The organism is Campylobacter sp. JMF_08 NE1 (assembly GCF_027737875.1).
Lineage (GTDB): Bacteria > Campylobacterota > Campylobacteria > Campylobacterales > Campylobacteraceae > Campylobacter_B.
Genome location: NZ_JAOVUC010000004.1, coordinates 1 through 16,376, shown reverse-complemented (window position 1 = coordinate 16,376; position 16,376 = coordinate 1). Strand labels below are relative to the sequence as shown.

Genomic DNA, 16,376 nt, shown 5'->3' with positions numbered 1-16,376 from the left:
CATATAATAAATTTTACAATCTAGCCGATTTTCCCGAGCGAAAATATGCAACGATTGCCAAAATAAACATAGAAGCTGTCATTATATATGCCCAGCTTGGCACAGGGATTTTTTCGCCCGCTGCGTAAGAGTGCATACCTGTGAGGTAAAAATTTACTCCAAAATATGTCATTATGACGCTAAAATACGCAAACATCGACGCTACGGCGAAGGCAAATTGTGAATTTAGCTTTGGCATAAATCTAAAATGCACCACAATCGCATAGACAAAAATCGTAATCAAAGCCCAAGTTTCCTTCGGATCCCAGCCCCAATACCTGCCCCAGCTCTCGTTCGCCCACACGCCACCTAGGAAGTTTCCAGCTGTTAGCAAACAAAGCCCAAGGATCATCGACATTTCGTTGATTCTAGTGGCTTCTGTGATATTGCGCGCGATTTCTGGGTTATTTTTGCCGAAGCAAAACATCAAAAGCGTGAAAATTCCAAGCAACATACAAAGCCCCAAAAATCCGTAGCTAGCGGTGATTACAGATACATGGATTGTCAGCCAGTGCGATTTAAGGACTGGTTGTAGGTTTGTGATTTGCGGATCCATATCGCTTAAATGCGCGACCATTAGCGTAATTCCCGCCATAATCGCCGTTAGCGCCAAAGAAATCGCAGATTTGCGCGAAAAGAAAATTCCACTAAGCGCTAATGCCCACGCGATATAAATCATCGACTCATACGAATTCGACCACGGTGCATGTCCTGATACATACGCTCTAAGCCCAAGCCCGAAAGTGTGGATCAAAAACGCCACTACATTTACAAACCAAACTAGATTAAACGCCCATTTCAAGCCCAAATTTGGCTTCATCATACGGATAAAAATAAAGATTAAAAGCAAAAATCCAGCGATTGTATAAATCGAAAAAAGTCGTTTGAAAATATGCGCGTTGTTGTATAAAATTTCATATTTTATCGCACTCTCGCTAGGTGCTAACTCGCCACCATTTTTGATTTGATAATCCTTGATAATGCTTAGCATTTTGTTTGCGCTTTGCCAGTCGTTTTTGTTTTGGGCGTAAATCACAGCTGTGGCAAACATCGCACTCATATCGCGCACCTTATCGCGCTCGCTCTCGCTTAGCATTTCAAGGGTTGCAAACGGCGAAATCCAGGTGCTATCGTTTGACTTTCCAGTAGGGATTATGCGGAAGTATTCGCCCATAATCGCGCCGTAAAACACATTTACTCTCTCATTTACTTTGATGATTTCTTTATCGAGCGTAGAGCGGTTACCAAGGGGTTTGCGGTTGATTTCCTCGCTTAATTTATCAAGCTTATAAAAGCTCTCATTATCCTTCATTTCGAAAAAATCCATCATCGAAGCATATTTTTGATTTTCGCTAAGACCTAGAATTTTACGCAGTTCCTTATCGCCCACGCGTATGATTTTGGCAGTGCGCCAATAATCTTGATTTAGCATAAACGAAAGCAAGGCTTCGTTGTGATTGAGCGTAATCCCGTCCTCGCCCTTGTAGGTTTCGCCACGGTAAATTTTGTGCAAAATTTCGCGCGAAACTGTATCAAATGGCTCCATACGGCCATTGAAACCTTGCACGACTAATTTGCCAAGTTCTTTGCTAAATTCCTTATCAAAATTTGGCAAATTTAGCTTGATTTCATTTAAATTCACACTCTCGTTTCCCTCTGCGTGGGCTAAATTTGGCGCAACACAGGCGAAAATTACAGCCAAAATTGCCACGCTTTTTGCTAGGTGGGTGTTTTCGCTGATGAGTTTAGAAAGCTTGAAAAAGCGCGAATTTGGGTTTAAAAAGTTTAAAAACATGCCAAGGCAGAGCAGAAAATATCCTAGATATGTCGGGAATTTACCCGGGTCGCGATTTACAGATAGCACAGTGCCTCCCTCGTCCCTGTCATACGAGCTTTGGAAAAATCTGTATCCGCCGTGATCTAGGACATGGTTCATATAAATATCGTAATCATAGCTGTTTGCGCCGTCTTTGACGGTAACTTCGCTCTTGTATCCTGAGGGCGAGTTCGTGCCTGGGTAGCGATCCATGACGAAATCTCTTAGGGCTAATTTAAACGGCAAATTTACCATTTTTGGCCCCAAAAGCGTGATAAAATTTGCGCCACCGACTTCGTATTGAAGGCCTTTTTCGCCCTGGATTACTAGCACCTCTTTGCTTTCGTTGTTATAGCTAAGATCTGCGATAATGCCACCCATACCGGCTAAATTTTCCTCGACCTTAACAAATTTTTCCACAGCTGAGCTTAGCAGGCTAACTGGGGCGAAATTCGTCCCCTCAAAGCTATAAAGCGATAAATCATCGATTAGATTATCCTCGTTTTTATTTAGTGCGATTTTTTCGCTAGTGCCCATTTTAGTGGCGTTTATGTCGAAATTTGAATTTATATAGAATTTATCGGCATCGTTTTTGACATAGATGAAATATTTGGTTTTTGGCATGGTATTAAAGCTAATGCTAACCTCGCCTAGCTCGATACTCTGCCCAGAAAGTAGCGAAAGGGGCTGTTTTTGGGTATCGTTTGAGAACAAAAACTCGATTCTAGCGGGTGCGCTTTGGCTCTCGTCTTTGACCCATTTTAGCTCGCCGTGCGGGATAAATTCTTTAAATTTTAAATTTGCATTTTTGCCATTTACATCTAAATTTAGATCAAATTTCATCTTTCCTACGCCGCTTAGGTAGTTTTTTTCATCGGCTGAGATGAAATTTTTATCCTCGCCTATGCTGATTAATTGCACGAATTCGTCCTTGGTGCTAATTAGCGAGCTTTCCTCTCCCTCTCTAATGTGCAAATTCCCCTCAAATCCAAAATATCTCGTAAGCCCAGCCCCAAGCAAAATAAAAAGAAAGCTTAAATGAAATATAAAGGTCGGAAGCTTTTTGATATCGCCGAGGCGGTAGCGGTAGATATTGTAGGCTAAATTTAGCCCCAAAAGTAGCATTATCAGCCCGAACCACCACGCATTATACACACTCGCCCACGCTACTGGCGTGCCAAATGCAGTCTCCACAAATGTCGCCACCGCGCACGCGATAGCCAGCAGGGCAAGCATAATGCTGGCAGATTCCATGCTAAAAATAGATTTCATATTTTTCCTTGCTAAATGATAAATTTTATTAAGAGCTGGGATTTTATCAAAAAATTCTTAAAAATTCTCATTTTTTGTAATTAAATTCACACACCTTGCCTACGGCTTGATTGCACGGAATTGCCGAGATAGAATTATCTGGCGAGCCGTCGATGATTTTATCTGAATACACTAGATAAATTATGCTCTGGCTTGCTTCGTCAAACATACGCACGACATGGGTTTTTTTAAAGATTAGCGAGGATTTTTTCGCAAATATATCCTCTTTTTTAAGCTCTTCTTTGATTATGATTTTTGGGGCTGTTTGAGAGCATGAAACAGAGGCTTCTGAGCGGTCTTCTTCGACGCCAACAATCTCTTTGGCGCCACCTTTTTTGGCGTATGAGATGAAGCATGTAACCCCGTCGATTTTAGGGTCGCTGACGCTGATAACCTCGATTCTATCGTTTTTGCCAAAAATTCTAAACGAAGTATTTACACTATCAATCACCTCATAATCCTTAGCGAAAACTGCGCCCAAAATCGCACAAACAAGAAAAATTTTTTTCATTTTGACTCCTTGAATTTGACAAATTTTAACATTTATAATTTAAAATATTGTAATTTTTTTGTTAAGGAATTTTATGATTGAAGATATTTTTAGAGAATACGATATCCGCGGAATCGTGGGCGAGGATCTAAACGAAGAGAGCGTTAAGGCGATTGGTTTTGCTTTTGGTATGCATTTGCGCCATTTAGGCCGTGAGCGTATCAGCGTAGGCTATGATGCGAGGCTAAGCGCGCCAGATATGTTTGAATACCTAGTAAGTGGGCTTAATTACGCTGGGCTTAGGATTTTTGATATTGGTCTTTTGCCTACGCCTGTGGGGTATTTTGGCGTATTTACGCACAAATTTGACGCAAACATTATGATTACAGGCTCGCACAATCCGAAAAATTATAACGGCTTTAAAATCACAATCGGCACGGATAGTTTTTTTGGCGCACAGCTTAAAACACTCGGCCGCCAAGTGGCTGAATTTATGGGCTCTGGCGTGGAAATCCCAACAAATACATTTTGCGAAAAATATAATATTTTGGGCGAGTATTTGGACTATTTCGAAAAAGAATTTGCAAATTTGAAAAATTTCAAAACACCATTTGTGATTGATTGCGCAAACGGCGCAGCAGGTGTTACAGCGTGTAAAATCGTGGAAAGATTGGGCTTAAATGCTAAAATTTTATTTCCAGAACCTGACGGAAATTTCCCAAATCACCACCCAGATCCAAGTGAAGAGAAAAATTTAGTCGATTTAAAAAATGCAATTAGCGAAAACGGGCTAAATTTGGGCTTTGGTTTCGACGGAGACGCCGATAGAATCGCCGTGCTAACAGCGAAGCGAAATATCAAAGGCGACGAGCTAGCCTGTCTTTTATCACTAAATATGAAAGAGCCGAAAATTTTGGGCGAGGTGAAATGCTCGCAGGTAATGTATGATGAGATAAACCGCCGTGGCAAGAGCTTTATGGGCAAAACAGGTCATAGCAATATCAAAAAGGCTATGAAGGAGCTTGGCATTGATTTGGCGGCTGAGGTGAGCGGGCATATTTATTTTAAGGAGCGATATTTTGGCTTCGATGACGGCGTGTATGCGATGATGAGAGTGCTAGAACTCGTCGCAAAGGGTATTGATTTAGACGCCGAGCTTGACGCGCTTCCTGTAATGTATAGCACCGATGAGATCAAATTTAAAACCACAGACACCGCAAAATTTGAGATAATTGATAAATTTAAAAATTTAGCCAAAAACGGCATTTCTGGGCTTCCAGCCGTGCGCGATATGATAGAAATCGACGGGGTTAGATTGAGGTTTGATGATGGCTGGGCTTTGGTGAGAGCTAGCAATACCACGCCGATAATCGTAACGAGATTTGAGGCTAAAAGCCCTGAATTTCGCGATGAAATGCAAAGGGTGATAATGGGCGCATTAGAGGAGATTGCAAAATAATGGAAAAAGAGTTAGTCGAGCAAAATATAAAAGAGCTTCTTGGCGCTAGGGCTGAATTTTTCGCGCTACTAGATGAAAAAGTGCCAAAAATAGAGGGCACAGATGTGTTTGATTTCGCAAACGCAAAAGAGGCAAATTTAAAGGAAATTTACACCAAATTTTACGGCTATGATTACGCTATTCGCAAGCTTTTGCCGTATTTATACAAGGCGTATGGAGTGAGCTTTAATGTCTGAAATTTTGATTGATAAATCAGCGTATTTTCACAATCTTTCGCAAATTTCGCAAAAAGTAGCCAAAGAGCGCATTATGCTCGTGCTTAAAGACAACGCTTATGGGCATGGCATGCGCGAAATCGCGGGCTGGGCGCGCGAGTTTGGTATCAAAAGAGCTGTTACTAGGACGCTAGATGAAGCGCGCGAGATTTCAGAATTTTTCGAGGAAATTTTAATTCTTTCGCATATTCCAAACGGAAACGAAAATCCAAATTTTATTTATGCCGTAAATGATATGAGCTATTTTTCGCGCCTAAAACGGGGCGCGAAAGTCCATATCGTGGCTGATACAGCCATGCATAGAAACGGCATTTGCGCGCAGGATTTAAGTGAGGCTTTGGCACTTTGTAAAAAATACTCGCTAGCTTTGCGCGGATTTTTGACACATTACCGCGCCAGCGATGAGCTAAGCTCTGATTTTTACGCACAAAGGCAAAATTTCGCCGAATTTAAAAAAATCGCCAAATTTAAGGCAAATGAGGCTGGATTTAATGAGCTTATTTTCCACTCTTCAAATTCAGCCGCGATCGAGCGTAGAGCGGGGTTTGACGATGAGTTTGTGCGCGTGGGTATGGCGCAGTATGGATACGCTCAATTTGATGATAGCCTAAATTTGCGCCCTGTGCTTAGCTTGTGGGCTGATTTAATCAGCCAAAGAGTGCTTAAAAAAGGCGAAAGGGTAGGCTATGGCGGGGTGTTTTGCGCGCCGTGCGATATGAAAATCGGCACCTATGATTTAGGCTATGCAGACGGGCTTTTGCGATACGCTGGGCTTGGGGATTTGCGATTAGCCAGTGGCGAAAGGCTACTTGGCAAAATGTCCATGGATAGCTTTTGCGCTGAGTTTGGTGGCGAGCGAGTGTGCGTGATAAATGACGCCAGAGAGTGGGCGAGATTTTTTGGCACGATTGAGTATGATGTGTTAGTTAAACTTCATGAAAAAATATCAAGGAGAGTGGTATGAACGAGTTAGAAAACCAAAATGGCGCCGAACAAATCGGCTATGACGGCGAAAAAAGTGCAAAAGGTGCAGAGCAAAGCCAAACTTACAATGGCTCTGCTAATGTCGAGAAAAAATCATCAAAAGGCTGGCTAAAATGGCTGATTATCGTTGGCATAATTTTGGCTGTGTTTGCGATTTTTGCCGTGCCTGTGTATAACAAACTGACCCTAAAAGACGAAGATGTCAATGCGGCCTGGGCGCAGGTGCAAAACCAATATCAAAGGCGCGCTGATTTGATCCCGAATTTCGTCGAAACCGTCAAAGGATACGCAAGCCATGAAAGAGGCACCTTAGAGGGCGTAATCGAGGCTCGCGCGAAGGCAACGAGCGTGAAAATCGACGCAAACGATATCGTAAATAACCCAGAAGCCTTTACGCAGTTTAACAACGCACAAGGCGAGCTAAGCTCGGCTCTATCGCGCTTAATGCTAGTTGTAGAACGATACCCTGAGCTAAAAGCAAACTCAAATTTCACGGATTTGCAAAATCAGTTAGAGGGCACCGAAAACCGCATAGCTGTGGCTCGTAAGGACTATATCGCTGTGGTGCAAGAGTATAACAAGATGATTAGGGTTTTCCCTACAAATATCATCGCCAAACTCGTAGGCAAGGGCGGAGCTAAGCCTGTATTTAACGCAGGCGAAGCCAATCAAAACGCGCCAAAAGTTTCGTTTTAGATGATTGAGCAAATTTACAAAGACGCCATAACGGATAAAATCTCAAAGGCCGAAGATGCGAGCGACGCTGAGATTATCTGCGTGCTAAGTGGCGAGGCTTTGGACTTAGAGCCCCTTAGCTGGGGCGTGGCTTGCACGATTGCCTTTGTAGTGGGCACTGCGCTGATGTTTTTCCAGCAAGTAGGCAAAGTAGGCGCGTTTGAGTTGATTGCGATTGTATTTTTGCTCTTTAAATTTCTATTTTCTAAATTTCCTAAATTTTTAGAATTTTTTATCCCTAAATTCTTTAAATTTAGGCTTACTTACGACTTTGCCGTGAGTAAATTTGAGCTGTTTGGATATGATAAAATCCCAAACGCTGTGATTTTTTGCGTTTGCAAAAATGAAAAAATCGCGCACATAGTTTGTGGCGAAAATATCAGCGCGAAGATTGATAATTCTGAATTTTTGCAGATTGTGCAGGAATTTTGCGCCCAGGCAAAAACTGCGAATTTTGGCGAGGCTGTGAGCGCGGGTATAGATAGGCTTTGCGCGCTAATAATGGCGAAAATCCCCCATGAAATGGGCGATAAAGATGAAATCAAAGAAAAGATTGTGGAAATAAAATGAGAAGAATTTTACTTTTTTTATTTTTGGCTTTATCTTTTTCGCAGGCTAAAATTTCAGACTATTTGGCCTTGCCAAACGACACGGCTATTATCGACGAGGCGAGTATTTTGCGCGCCTCTACGGCTGGTGCGTTAAACGAAATTTTGCTTAAATTTGACGAAAATTCCACCAATCAAATCATGGTCGTAACCCTAAAAACGCTCGGGGATTACTCTATCGAAGAGGTCGCGAACGAGCAGGCTAGGGCGCTTGGCATAGGGCAGAAGGGCTATGATAACGGCGTGCTTTTGCTCGTCGCGCCAAACGAGCGCAGGGTGCGTATCGAGGTCGGATATGGCTTGGAGGGCGTGCTGACTGACGGCGTGTCAAAACGCATAATCGAGTATAAAATTTTGCCACATTTTAGGGCTGGGGATTATGAGGGCGGAATAGTTTCTGGTGTGCTTACGATCCTCGATTTTATCGAGAGTGGCGACATAAAATTCGCCAAAATCGAGCGCGCTCAGGGCGAGGAAATCGACATAGACTTTGTAATTTTTATGCTTTTCTTTTTCTTTGTATTTTTTATGATGATGAGAAACAAATCACGCTCACATGGGGATTATGGCAACACTATCATCTTAGGCGACGGGCTTGATGAAATTTTGCGCGGTGGCTTTGGTGGCTCTGGCGGATTTGGTAGAAATGGCGGATTTGGCGGTGGTTTCGGCGGTGGCTCTGGTGGATTTGGGCGCAGTTCGCGAGGAGGTGGCTTTCGTGGTGGCGGAGGCGGATTTGGTGGTGGCGGTGCCAGTGGCGGGTGGTAAGCCTGCAAATTTCAAATTCAAATTTTAAATTTAATCAAAAAGGCGAAAATGTATATCATACAGCGCGAATTTAGCGCGAATTTAGAGGTCAAAAAGTCAAATTTCATCGCGCATTTGGTGCCGTTAGCTGAGTTTGAGCGCGTGCGTGAGCGACTAAAAGGCGAACACCCCAAAGCCCGCCACATCGTCTGGGCGTATCGAGCGCTAAATGAGTATTCCCAAATCGTCGAAAACCAAAGCGACGACGGCGAGCCCAAATCCACGAGCGGGCCATCGTGCCTAAATGCGCTTCGTGGCGCAGGTCTGATTGACACGGCTGTGCTTGTGGTGCGGTATTTTGGCGGGATCAAGCTAGGCACGGGCGGGCTAGTGCGCGCGTATGGCGGGGCTGTAAATTTGGCGATAAATGCGAGCGAGCTAGTATTATACGAGCTCAAAAAGCCTTGCGAATTTTTCGTGCCGTTTGCGCAAATTGCGAAATTCGAGCATTTTATGAAAAAGCAAAATTTCGCTTACACGCTAAATTTCGCCGACACAGGGGCTGTGTTTTCGTGCGCTCTTTCTCAGGCGCAAACAGCGATTTTCGCGGATTTCGCGCAGGGTTTCATCGCGCCATTTGAGATACTCAAATTGCCTGAATTTTAAAATTAGCGCATAATATTATTGTTGTTTTTTTATTTTAAGTTAAATTTTATAAATCACTTTGTAAAATTGAGAGAAATTTTATCGTAAAGGAAAAAAATGCCAAGACCAACCCCTAAAAACAACGAGATCAAGCTAGATCCGGGCAGATATATCGTCTCTCGCACCGATTCTAAGGGTATCATCACATTTGGCAATGTGTATTTTTGCGCTATTTGCGGTTATAGCGTCGAGGAGTTACTCGGTCAGCCACACAACATAATCCGCCACCCAGATATGCCAAAAATCGCGTTCAAGCTCATGTGGGATACGATCCAAAAAGGTCGCGATTTCGTCGCAGTCGTCAAAAATATGGCCAAAGACGGCAGTTACTACTGGGTCATGACCGAATTTATCCCTAAAAAAGACCCCGCCACAGGCGAAATTGTCGAATACACAGCCTACCGCAAAGCCCCGCCACGCGCTGCTATCGACATCGTCGAACCGCTGTATAAAAAGCTTCTCGCCGCAGAGGAGCAAGGCGGTATGGAGGCTAGCGAGGCGCTTCTAAACGAGTACCTCAAAAAACAAGGCGAGACTTATGAGAGCTGGATTGTGCGCATTACTGGCAAGTCAAATCCGATTACTGCGCTGTTTTTCAAGGCGATGAGAAAGCTTTTTGGCTAAATTTTGCTTGAAATTTGATGATTTAAATTTGCGTGGATTGTGAATTTTGATTGTTTAAATTTTAGTTATTTAAATTTTTGATTGGAATTTTGATTATTCAAATTTTTGTTTTAAATTTTGGTCGCTTAAATTTGTGATTGAAATTTTGATTATTTGAAATTTTGTTTAAATTTACGATTAAAATTTTGGGCTTATAGCTTAAAATTTTACTTGAAATTTTGTTTGAATTTTAAATTTCATTTTCCCCTTTGCCTAGACCTTGCGTCTAGGCTTTTTTATTTCGCATTTTTTTCCGCTAGCGCAACTTCTAAACACTGCCCCGAAATTTTTGTATGCTATTGTCATTGCAAAAGCAAAGTAAATTTGCCTTGATTTGTCATTGCGAGCATAGCGAAGCAAATTTGCCTTAATCTGTCATTGCGAGGAGCGAAGCGACGAAGCAATCTACGACTTAAAAATTCCAAACGCTAAATTTGCAAATTTATTTACATTAAATTTTTATTTCGTAGATTGCCACGCTCACTGCGTTCGCTCGCAATGACATATCGAGCGAAAATGTAAAATTTATGTTAAAATCCCAAGCAAATCATCATTAAAAGCAGGTGTTTTATGGCAAATCAATACTTTGTCTATATTTTGTTTAGCAAAAAGCACGGCACGCTTTATATCGGTGTTACAAATGACTTAAAACGCCGAATTAGTGAGCATAAAAGCAAGATTATCAGAGGTTTTACGGCTACTTATGGCGTGGATAAGCTTGGGTATTTCGAGGAATACGATAGTATCGAAAGTGCTATTTTGCGCGAAAAACAGCTAAAAAATGGAAACAGAAAGCAAAAAATCGCTTTAATCGAAAGCAAAAATCCAACTTGGATTGATTTGTATGATGAAATTTTGTTTTGATTTATCTCGACTTGTCATTGTAGGAGCGAAGCAAATTTGTTTTAATTTGTCATTGCGAGGTGCAAAACAAATTTGCCTCGATTTGTCATTGCGAGGAGCGAAGCGACGAAGCAATCTACGACTTTAAAATTCCAAACACTAAATTTGCAAATTTATTTACATTAAATTTTTCACTCGTAGATTGCTTCGGTGATAAATCACCTCGCAATGACAAATCGAGTAAATTTTTTGCAAAAAACCAAACTTTAAATTTTTCACTCGTAGATTGCCGCGCTCACTGTGTTCGCTCGCAATGACAGATTAGCCGAATTCGCGTAATGCCACTCTTTTTTTTGTCATTGCGAGGAGCGAAGCGACGAAGCAATCTACGACTTAAAAATTCCAAACGCTAAATTTGCAAATTTAGCGACATTAAAATTCCCCCAAATTCCCCCAAAAACGGCGCAAAAAAAAACGGCGATAAATTTTATCCTTTACAAATGTGTAATTAAACTTCGTTTAATTTTTAAAGAGTTAAAATACGGAGTTATTTATCACATTTTGCGATTAAGTTCGCAGAAAAAAGGAGTTTTTCATGAACAAGGTCTATAAGCTCAAAAGGAGCTCACGCGGCGTCAAGGTCGTTAGCGAGATCGCTAAGGGACACAGTGGCGAAAAAACTGTGCGCGAGGGATTCGGTAGCACGATTTTTTCAAGCATTGGCAAGATAGCGAGTGCGCCTGCTCTGGGACGGCTGGCTATGTCGCTAGCTACGATAGTGGCTATTAGTGCGCCATTTGCACCAGAGGGTCTGTATGCAGAGATAGTAGAGGGCACATCTACTGGGACTGATACTATCGCCATTGGCAAAGACTCTTATGTTAGAGCAAACAATGGTATTGCTGTGGGCACAGACGCCAAGGCTGGTCATAAAGTGACTGAGATGTATATCCAAGCTAGCTTTATTAACGATAACAATCCTACCAAAGTTATGGTTAAAGCATATACAACTACTCAACTAGCTGAGATGGGAATTACTGGTGCGACCAAGACTTACTATTACGCATATTATAAAAAAGGCAATAGTGAGATAAAAGTCGGTGGTTTGGATAGGGATAAGGATTTATATAAGAATAAAGATATTAACGGAGAGCTAAAATCCGAATTGCTTCGAGCTTATGCTTTTAGAAGCGATGAAAATTATGAACAAGATGATAATAATTATAGAAAAAGCTGGGTTGCCAAGGATAGCACTAAAACCGATGCAGATGTAGCGGCAAATGTAGCACAATTTATATATAATAACAGAAATAGCTTTGAGAAAGAAATTGGCGATCCTAATCGCTTTTTCTCTGATAAAGTCGTAATAGCTGGTTCAGACGGCACACAGATTGCAATCGGTCCAAATTCTTATGCTATGGATAAAGGTGCAGTTGCTCTTGGAAATAGTGCGACAGCGAATGGAGATTACACTATCGCTATCGGTGAAGAGGCTATGGCGGCTACTATGAATGATTGGAGTGGTGGTAATGTCGCTATCGGCGGTAAAGCAAAAGCTGTCGAAATGAATAGCGAAGATGAAAATGATAGACCAGGACAGAGCACCGCTGTGGGATATAGTGCATTTGCGACTGGTGGTCAGGCGATGGCTTTGGGTGCGAATACTATCGCAAGTGGATATGGCTCTATATCAATAGGCGGAGATGATATCGGTGGTACAAAAAGTGATTTTAAGCTAGGAAAAATTGGTGAATATTTGTATGTCATCGGCGGTGAAGAGCACGCCACCGACCATATTAAAATTTTGCAAGGTATTTTTAATGGAGATTTGGTAGTTGTTGGTAAAAAAATACAAGTTAATACAAATAAAACAGTAGCTGAGCAAGAAGCAATTCGTGCAAAATATGGTAGTAGCGGTAGTAATGTTATCGACAAACCAAGCGAAGGCAATCTATACATACCAACGACAGCTAGTGGTCTTGGCTCTATGGCAGTAGGTCAAAGCTCATTAGCTAGCAATACCTTCTCAAATGCTTTTGGTTATATGGATATAGCTAAGGGTATCGGTGCTAGTGCTATCGGAACATACAATGTAGTCGATGGTCACGGCTCGACCGCTGTGGGTGCAGAAAATACCATAGTCGATGTAAATTCTACCGCAATCGGTGTAATTAATACAATCGACGGCGGCTCGACAAACGCTATGGCTCTTGGTAATGGAAACATTGTCGCAGGTAGCAATTTTTCTATCGCGGCTGGTTACTATAATGAAAACCACGCCGATAATACTATCACAGTCGGTCTATACAACGATGCAAACAAGACAAATGCTGCTGCTGTGGGTCTAAACAACTATGCTCTTGGTATTGGCTCTATCGCTGTGGGTGGTGAAAATAACGCCACAGGAGCATATTCAACTGCATTTGGTTTGCGAAACCAAGCTGATAAGGATAATACCCTAGCTATCGGAACTTTAAATAATGCTGAGGCTGAAAATTCTATGGCTTTGGGTGCTGATAACAACACCACAAAACGATACTCTGTCGCTGCCGGTATGAGCAATCTAGCCGAAGGCGAGAAATCAGCCGCACTTGGTTTTGGCAATACCGCAAGTGCTGATAGGTCTTTCTCGGTCGGTATGGACAACAATGTAACCGAAACAGGTGTCGAGAGTATCGCTCATGGTTATGGCAACATAGTAAAAGGTAAAAATTCTATCGCTATGGGAACTGGCAATACCGTAACTGGCGATCGCTCAGGTGTGTTTGGTGATCCAAGCGTGATTAATAGTAATGATAGCTATTCTGTGGGTAATAATAACAACATAGCAGCAGGAAATAATAGCGTATTTATCTTAGGAAATAATGTTACTGATACTTTTGCAAATTCTGTATTTTTAGGCGATAGCTCTGCGTATGTAGTAGCAGGAAACACCACAGGCGGTATGGATACTGTAAATGAAGCAGATGTCAAGGGCGTAATTTATGATGGTTTTGCAGGTAATACACCTGTGGGCGTAGTAAGCATAGGCAAAGAAGGCTCTGCGCGTCGTATCCAAAATGTCGCAGCAGGCTTGATAAGCGAAGATAGCACAGACGCTATCAACGGCTCACAACTTTTTGCCGTGCTACCTAAATATAATGTTGCAGGTGCTAATGATACTGTTTCTAGTGTGGAAATCGGAGATCAGACCTATAAATTCCAAAATTTAAAACAAGGAACAAACATAAGAATTGACCCTGACGGCACTATTAACGCTGAAAATAATCCGAACCCAACAACAACTTTAAAGAGCGATAATAGAGTTGTAAGGATTTCTACCGATGAAATTCAAAGCCCACTATTACATATAAATGGTGTCGCTGACGCAGCAGAAGAATCAGCCAAGGCAAACGGTACAAATGCTATCGCTATGGGAAATGGTGCAACTACTAGTGAAAAATTAAGTATAGCCAAGGCAAAAACAAAAGCATACAATGCTCGTGTAGATACCATAAAAGAAGATGATAATCTTAATTACGATACGCGAATTATAAATGCAAACAACTATGATAATATGATAGCGGCTTTAACAGCGATTGCAGATGCAAACAAAGCCCAAGCAGATCAAACTCAAAAAGATAGATATAAAGCCGCTACAGATCAAATGACCAATCTACTCCATGACTACTCATTTGCAAGAGCAACATCAAACAATGCTATCGCTATTGGCACAAATTCTGAGGCTGCTGGTAACTCTTCTATCGCTATGGGCGAAGGAGCTATTGCTAGGGGTGCAGCTACATATACATATACAGACAAAAGTGGAAAAGAAGAAAAACTGACTTCTAGCGCTATCGCTATCGGTAAAAATGCTCGTGCGCTGACAAGATGGAGAAATCAAACCACAGGAGCAGATGAAACCTCAGAAACAACAGGTGCTATTGCAATCGGTGAAAATGCTTGGGCATTAACTCCGTATGCTATCACTATCGGCTCGGGTAAAGGAGGAAATCAAGGACTAGGCGGTAGAGATTATGCTTTGGATACGGCTGATAAAGGTGGCTTTTCGGTAACTATCGGATACAAAGCCTCGACTTTCCTATATGGTGTAAAAGCCCCTGGAACGTATTATTATGCCAATACGAAAAACTCCACCGCGATAGGCACTGCTGCTCATACTCACGCAGCAAATGCTCTTGCTATCGGTTTTAGCACAGATGCTACGGGAGAGAGATCTTTTGCACTAGGAACTGGTAGCACTAGTTTGCCAACTGGACAAAATCATTCAGGTTCGCGTGCTGGTGGTCAAGGCTCTATCGTTATCGGTGACCAAGCGACAGCTTTTCGTTATGCAAAAGAAGAATTTGTAAGTGGCGATTTTGAGCGTTCAGAAGCCGGTGCTGACATAAATGTAAATGATGCTGTTGCCATAGGCACAGGTAGCTTTGTAAAATCGCAAAACTCAGTAGCTCTTGGTGGCGGTATATCATATACTTATCATCTTGGAACTAATGACAATAGTGTCAATATAGAAACCAAATATTATGCTGGTGATGACAAAAAATGGCAGAAAGAGGCTGAGGGTATCGGTGCAGAAGTCGGTATCGGTGCGACAGGTGCCGTAGCAATAGGTGGAGCAAGTGCTGATATAAGCGGAGCAGATAATACCTACTATCCTACCTTAGATGAAAATAATTTGACTATCACAAATTATACTAGTGCTGCAAAGGTGGCGCAAAATGCAGCGAGAGCTGTCGCTATCGGTAGTGGTTCAAACGCTAATGTGAAAAATGGCGTTGCTCTTGGCTCATATAGCTTAGCCAATAGAGATAATGAAAGTAATGTAGCCACTAAAATATTCAAAGGCTACGATATGCAAACAAACACAAAAGGTGCAGCCAATACCGCAACGCCGGATGATTCTACTTGGATTGCCACCGCAAACGCTATCGCAGTGGGCGATGTAAGTAAAGATATAACTCGCCAAATCACAGGCTTAGCCGCCGGTAGCGAGGACACTGACGCAGTCAATGTCGCTCAACTAAAACGAGCAGGCTGGACTCTTACAGCTAACGATGAAAACGCTACTTTAATCAACCCAGGTGATATTGCAAATTTCAAAAATGGTAAAAATATTACTATTACAGCTGATAGCGAGGGTAATATAACAGTAGCAACTATTGATAATCCAAATTTCAATAGTGTTCAATTCGGTGATAATGGTCCAAAAATCAGCAGTGACGGCAATGGTAATATCAAAGTAAGTGATGAAGGCGGAAATCCTGTAAAAATTACTAATGTTGCAAACGGAACAGATGATAACGACGCTGTTAATGTTAGCCAACTTAAAGCAGCAAAAACAGAAGTTAAAGGAAAAGATGGCGTAAAAGTAACTTCTGAACCTGCTACTGACGGACACACTATTTATACAGCTTCTGCTCTTGTTGATAACAAAACAGTTCAACTAGATAGTGCTGGAAACATTGCAGCTAAAACTACAAATATCACTACAAATAGCAACACAGGTAAAGTAGAAAATCCTACTAATACAGATTCATTAGCTACTGCCGGAGATATAGTAAATGCTATCAATGCTAGTGGTTGGACTCTTAAAGCTAACGATGAAAACGCTACTTTAATCAACCCAGGTGATATTGCAAATTTCAAAAATGGTAAAAATATTACTATTACAGCTGATAGCGAGGGTAATATAACAGTA

12 protein-coding genes are annotated in these 16,376 nt (G+C 41.8%); 10 read left to right on the top strand and 2 right to left on the bottom strand.

Annotated features, from left to right (window positions below):
- Positions 1-13: 13 nt before the first annotated feature.
- Together ccsA and OFN91_RS04510 are read right to left on the bottom strand one after the other, a co-directional pair.
- Positions 14-3,127, bottom strand: coding sequence for a cytochrome c biogenesis protein (gene ccsA, locus OFN91_RS04515; RefSeq protein WP_270873426.1), 3,114 nt, complete (start codon positions 3,125-3,127; stop codon positions 14-16).
- 67 nt (positions 3,128-3,194) lie between these two features.
- Positions 3,195-3,677 carry a CreA family protein gene (locus OFN91_RS04510; protein WP_270872756.1) on the bottom strand — a complete coding sequence of 161 codons (483 nt, stop codon included), beginning with the start codon at positions 3,675-3,677 and terminating at the stop codon, positions 3,195-3,197.
- A gap of 73 nt (positions 3,678-3,750) precedes the next feature.
- Here OFN91_RS04510 and OFN91_RS04505 point away from each other — a divergent pair, with 73 nt between their 5' ends.
- From OFN91_RS04505 to OFN91_RS04460, 10 genes are all read left to right on the top strand, one after another.
- On the top strand, positions 3,751-5,115 hold the full coding sequence (locus OFN91_RS04505; protein ID WP_270873425.1) for a phosphomannomutase/phosphoglucomutase: 1,365 nt from the start codon (positions 3,751-3,753) through the stop codon (positions 5,113-5,115).
- On the top strand, positions 5,115-5,351 hold the full coding sequence (gene cmeU / locus OFN91_RS04500; protein WP_270862096.1) for a CmeU family protein: 237 nt from the start codon (positions 5,115-5,117) through the stop codon (positions 5,349-5,351). The genes OFN91_RS04505 and cmeU overlap by 1 nt, the downstream gene beginning before the upstream one ends.
- Positions 5,344-6,354, top strand: coding sequence for an alanine racemase (locus OFN91_RS04495; RefSeq protein WP_270873424.1), 1,011 nt, complete (start codon positions 5,344-5,346; stop codon positions 6,352-6,354). The genes cmeU and OFN91_RS04495 overlap by 8 nt, the downstream gene beginning before the upstream one ends.
- On the top strand, positions 6,351-7,070 hold the full coding sequence (locus OFN91_RS04490) for a LemA family protein (RefSeq protein WP_270873423.1): 720 nt from the start codon (positions 6,351-6,353) through the stop codon (positions 7,068-7,070). Before OFN91_RS04495 ends, OFN91_RS04490 begins: the two co-directional genes overlap by 4 nt.
- Positions 7,071-7,679 carry a hypothetical protein gene (locus tag OFN91_RS04485; RefSeq protein WP_270873422.1) on the top strand — a complete coding sequence of 203 codons (609 nt, stop codon included), beginning with the start codon at positions 7,071-7,073 and terminating at the stop codon, positions 7,677-7,679.
- Positions 7,676-8,485: a TPM domain-containing protein gene (locus tag OFN91_RS04480; protein WP_270873421.1), complete on the top strand. Its 810-nt coding sequence runs from the start codon at positions 7,676-7,678 to the stop codon at positions 8,483-8,485. Before OFN91_RS04485 ends, OFN91_RS04480 begins: the two co-directional genes overlap by 4 nt.
- A gap of 48 nt (positions 8,486-8,533) precedes the next feature.
- On the top strand, positions 8,534-9,130 hold the full coding sequence (locus OFN91_RS04475) for an IMPACT family protein (RefSeq protein WP_270873420.1): 597 nt from the start codon (positions 8,534-8,536) through the stop codon (positions 9,128-9,130).
- Between the two features lie 96 nt (positions 9,131-9,226).
- Positions 9,227-9,793, top strand: a complete 567-nt coding sequence (locus tag OFN91_RS04470) for a PAS domain-containing protein (RefSeq protein WP_270873419.1) — start codon at positions 9,227-9,229, stop codon at positions 9,791-9,793.
- 609 nt (positions 9,794-10,402) lie between these two features.
- Positions 10,403-10,696: a GIY-YIG nuclease family protein gene (locus OFN91_RS04465; protein WP_270873418.1), complete on the top strand. Its 294-nt coding sequence runs from the start codon at positions 10,403-10,405 to the stop codon at positions 10,694-10,696.
- A gap of 574 nt (positions 10,697-11,270) precedes the next feature.
- On the top strand, positions 11,271-16,376 hold a 5,106-nt coding region (locus tag OFN91_RS04460; RefSeq protein ID WP_270873417.1), incomplete at its 3' end, for a hypothetical protein.

Coding starts and splice junctions, on each gene's coding strand:
- ccsA (WP_270873426.1), bottom strand. CDS start 3,127: ATGAAATCTATTTTTAGCATGGAATCTGCCAGCATTATGCTTGCCCTG.
- OFN91_RS04510 (WP_270872756.1), bottom strand. CDS start 3,677: ATGAAAAAAATTTTTCTTGTTTGTGCGATTTTGGGCGCAGTTTTCGCT.
- OFN91_RS04505 (WP_270873425.1), top strand. CDS start 3,751: ATGATTGAAGATATTTTTAGAGAATACGATATCCGCGGAATCGTGGGC.
- cmeU (WP_270862096.1), top strand. CDS start 5,115: ATGGAAAAAGAGTTAGTCGAGCAAAATATAAAAGAGCTTCTTGGCGCT.
- OFN91_RS04495 (WP_270873424.1), top strand. CDS start 5,344: ATGTCTGAAATTTTGATTGATAAATCAGCGTATTTTCACAATCTTTCG.
- OFN91_RS04490 (WP_270873423.1), top strand. CDS start 6,351: ATGAACGAGTTAGAAAACCAAAATGGCGCCGAACAAATCGGCTATGAC.
- OFN91_RS04485 (WP_270873422.1), top strand. CDS start 7,071: ATGATTGAGCAAATTTACAAAGACGCCATAACGGATAAAATCTCAAAG.
- OFN91_RS04480 (WP_270873421.1), top strand. CDS start 7,676: ATGAGAAGAATTTTACTTTTTTTATTTTTGGCTTTATCTTTTTCGCAG.
- OFN91_RS04475 (WP_270873420.1), top strand. CDS start 8,534: ATGTATATCATACAGCGCGAATTTAGCGCGAATTTAGAGGTCAAAAAG.
- OFN91_RS04470 (WP_270873419.1), top strand. CDS start 9,227: ATGCCAAGACCAACCCCTAAAAACAACGAGATCAAGCTAGATCCGGGC.
- OFN91_RS04465 (WP_270873418.1), top strand. CDS start 10,403: ATGGCAAATCAATACTTTGTCTATATTTTGTTTAGCAAAAAGCACGGC.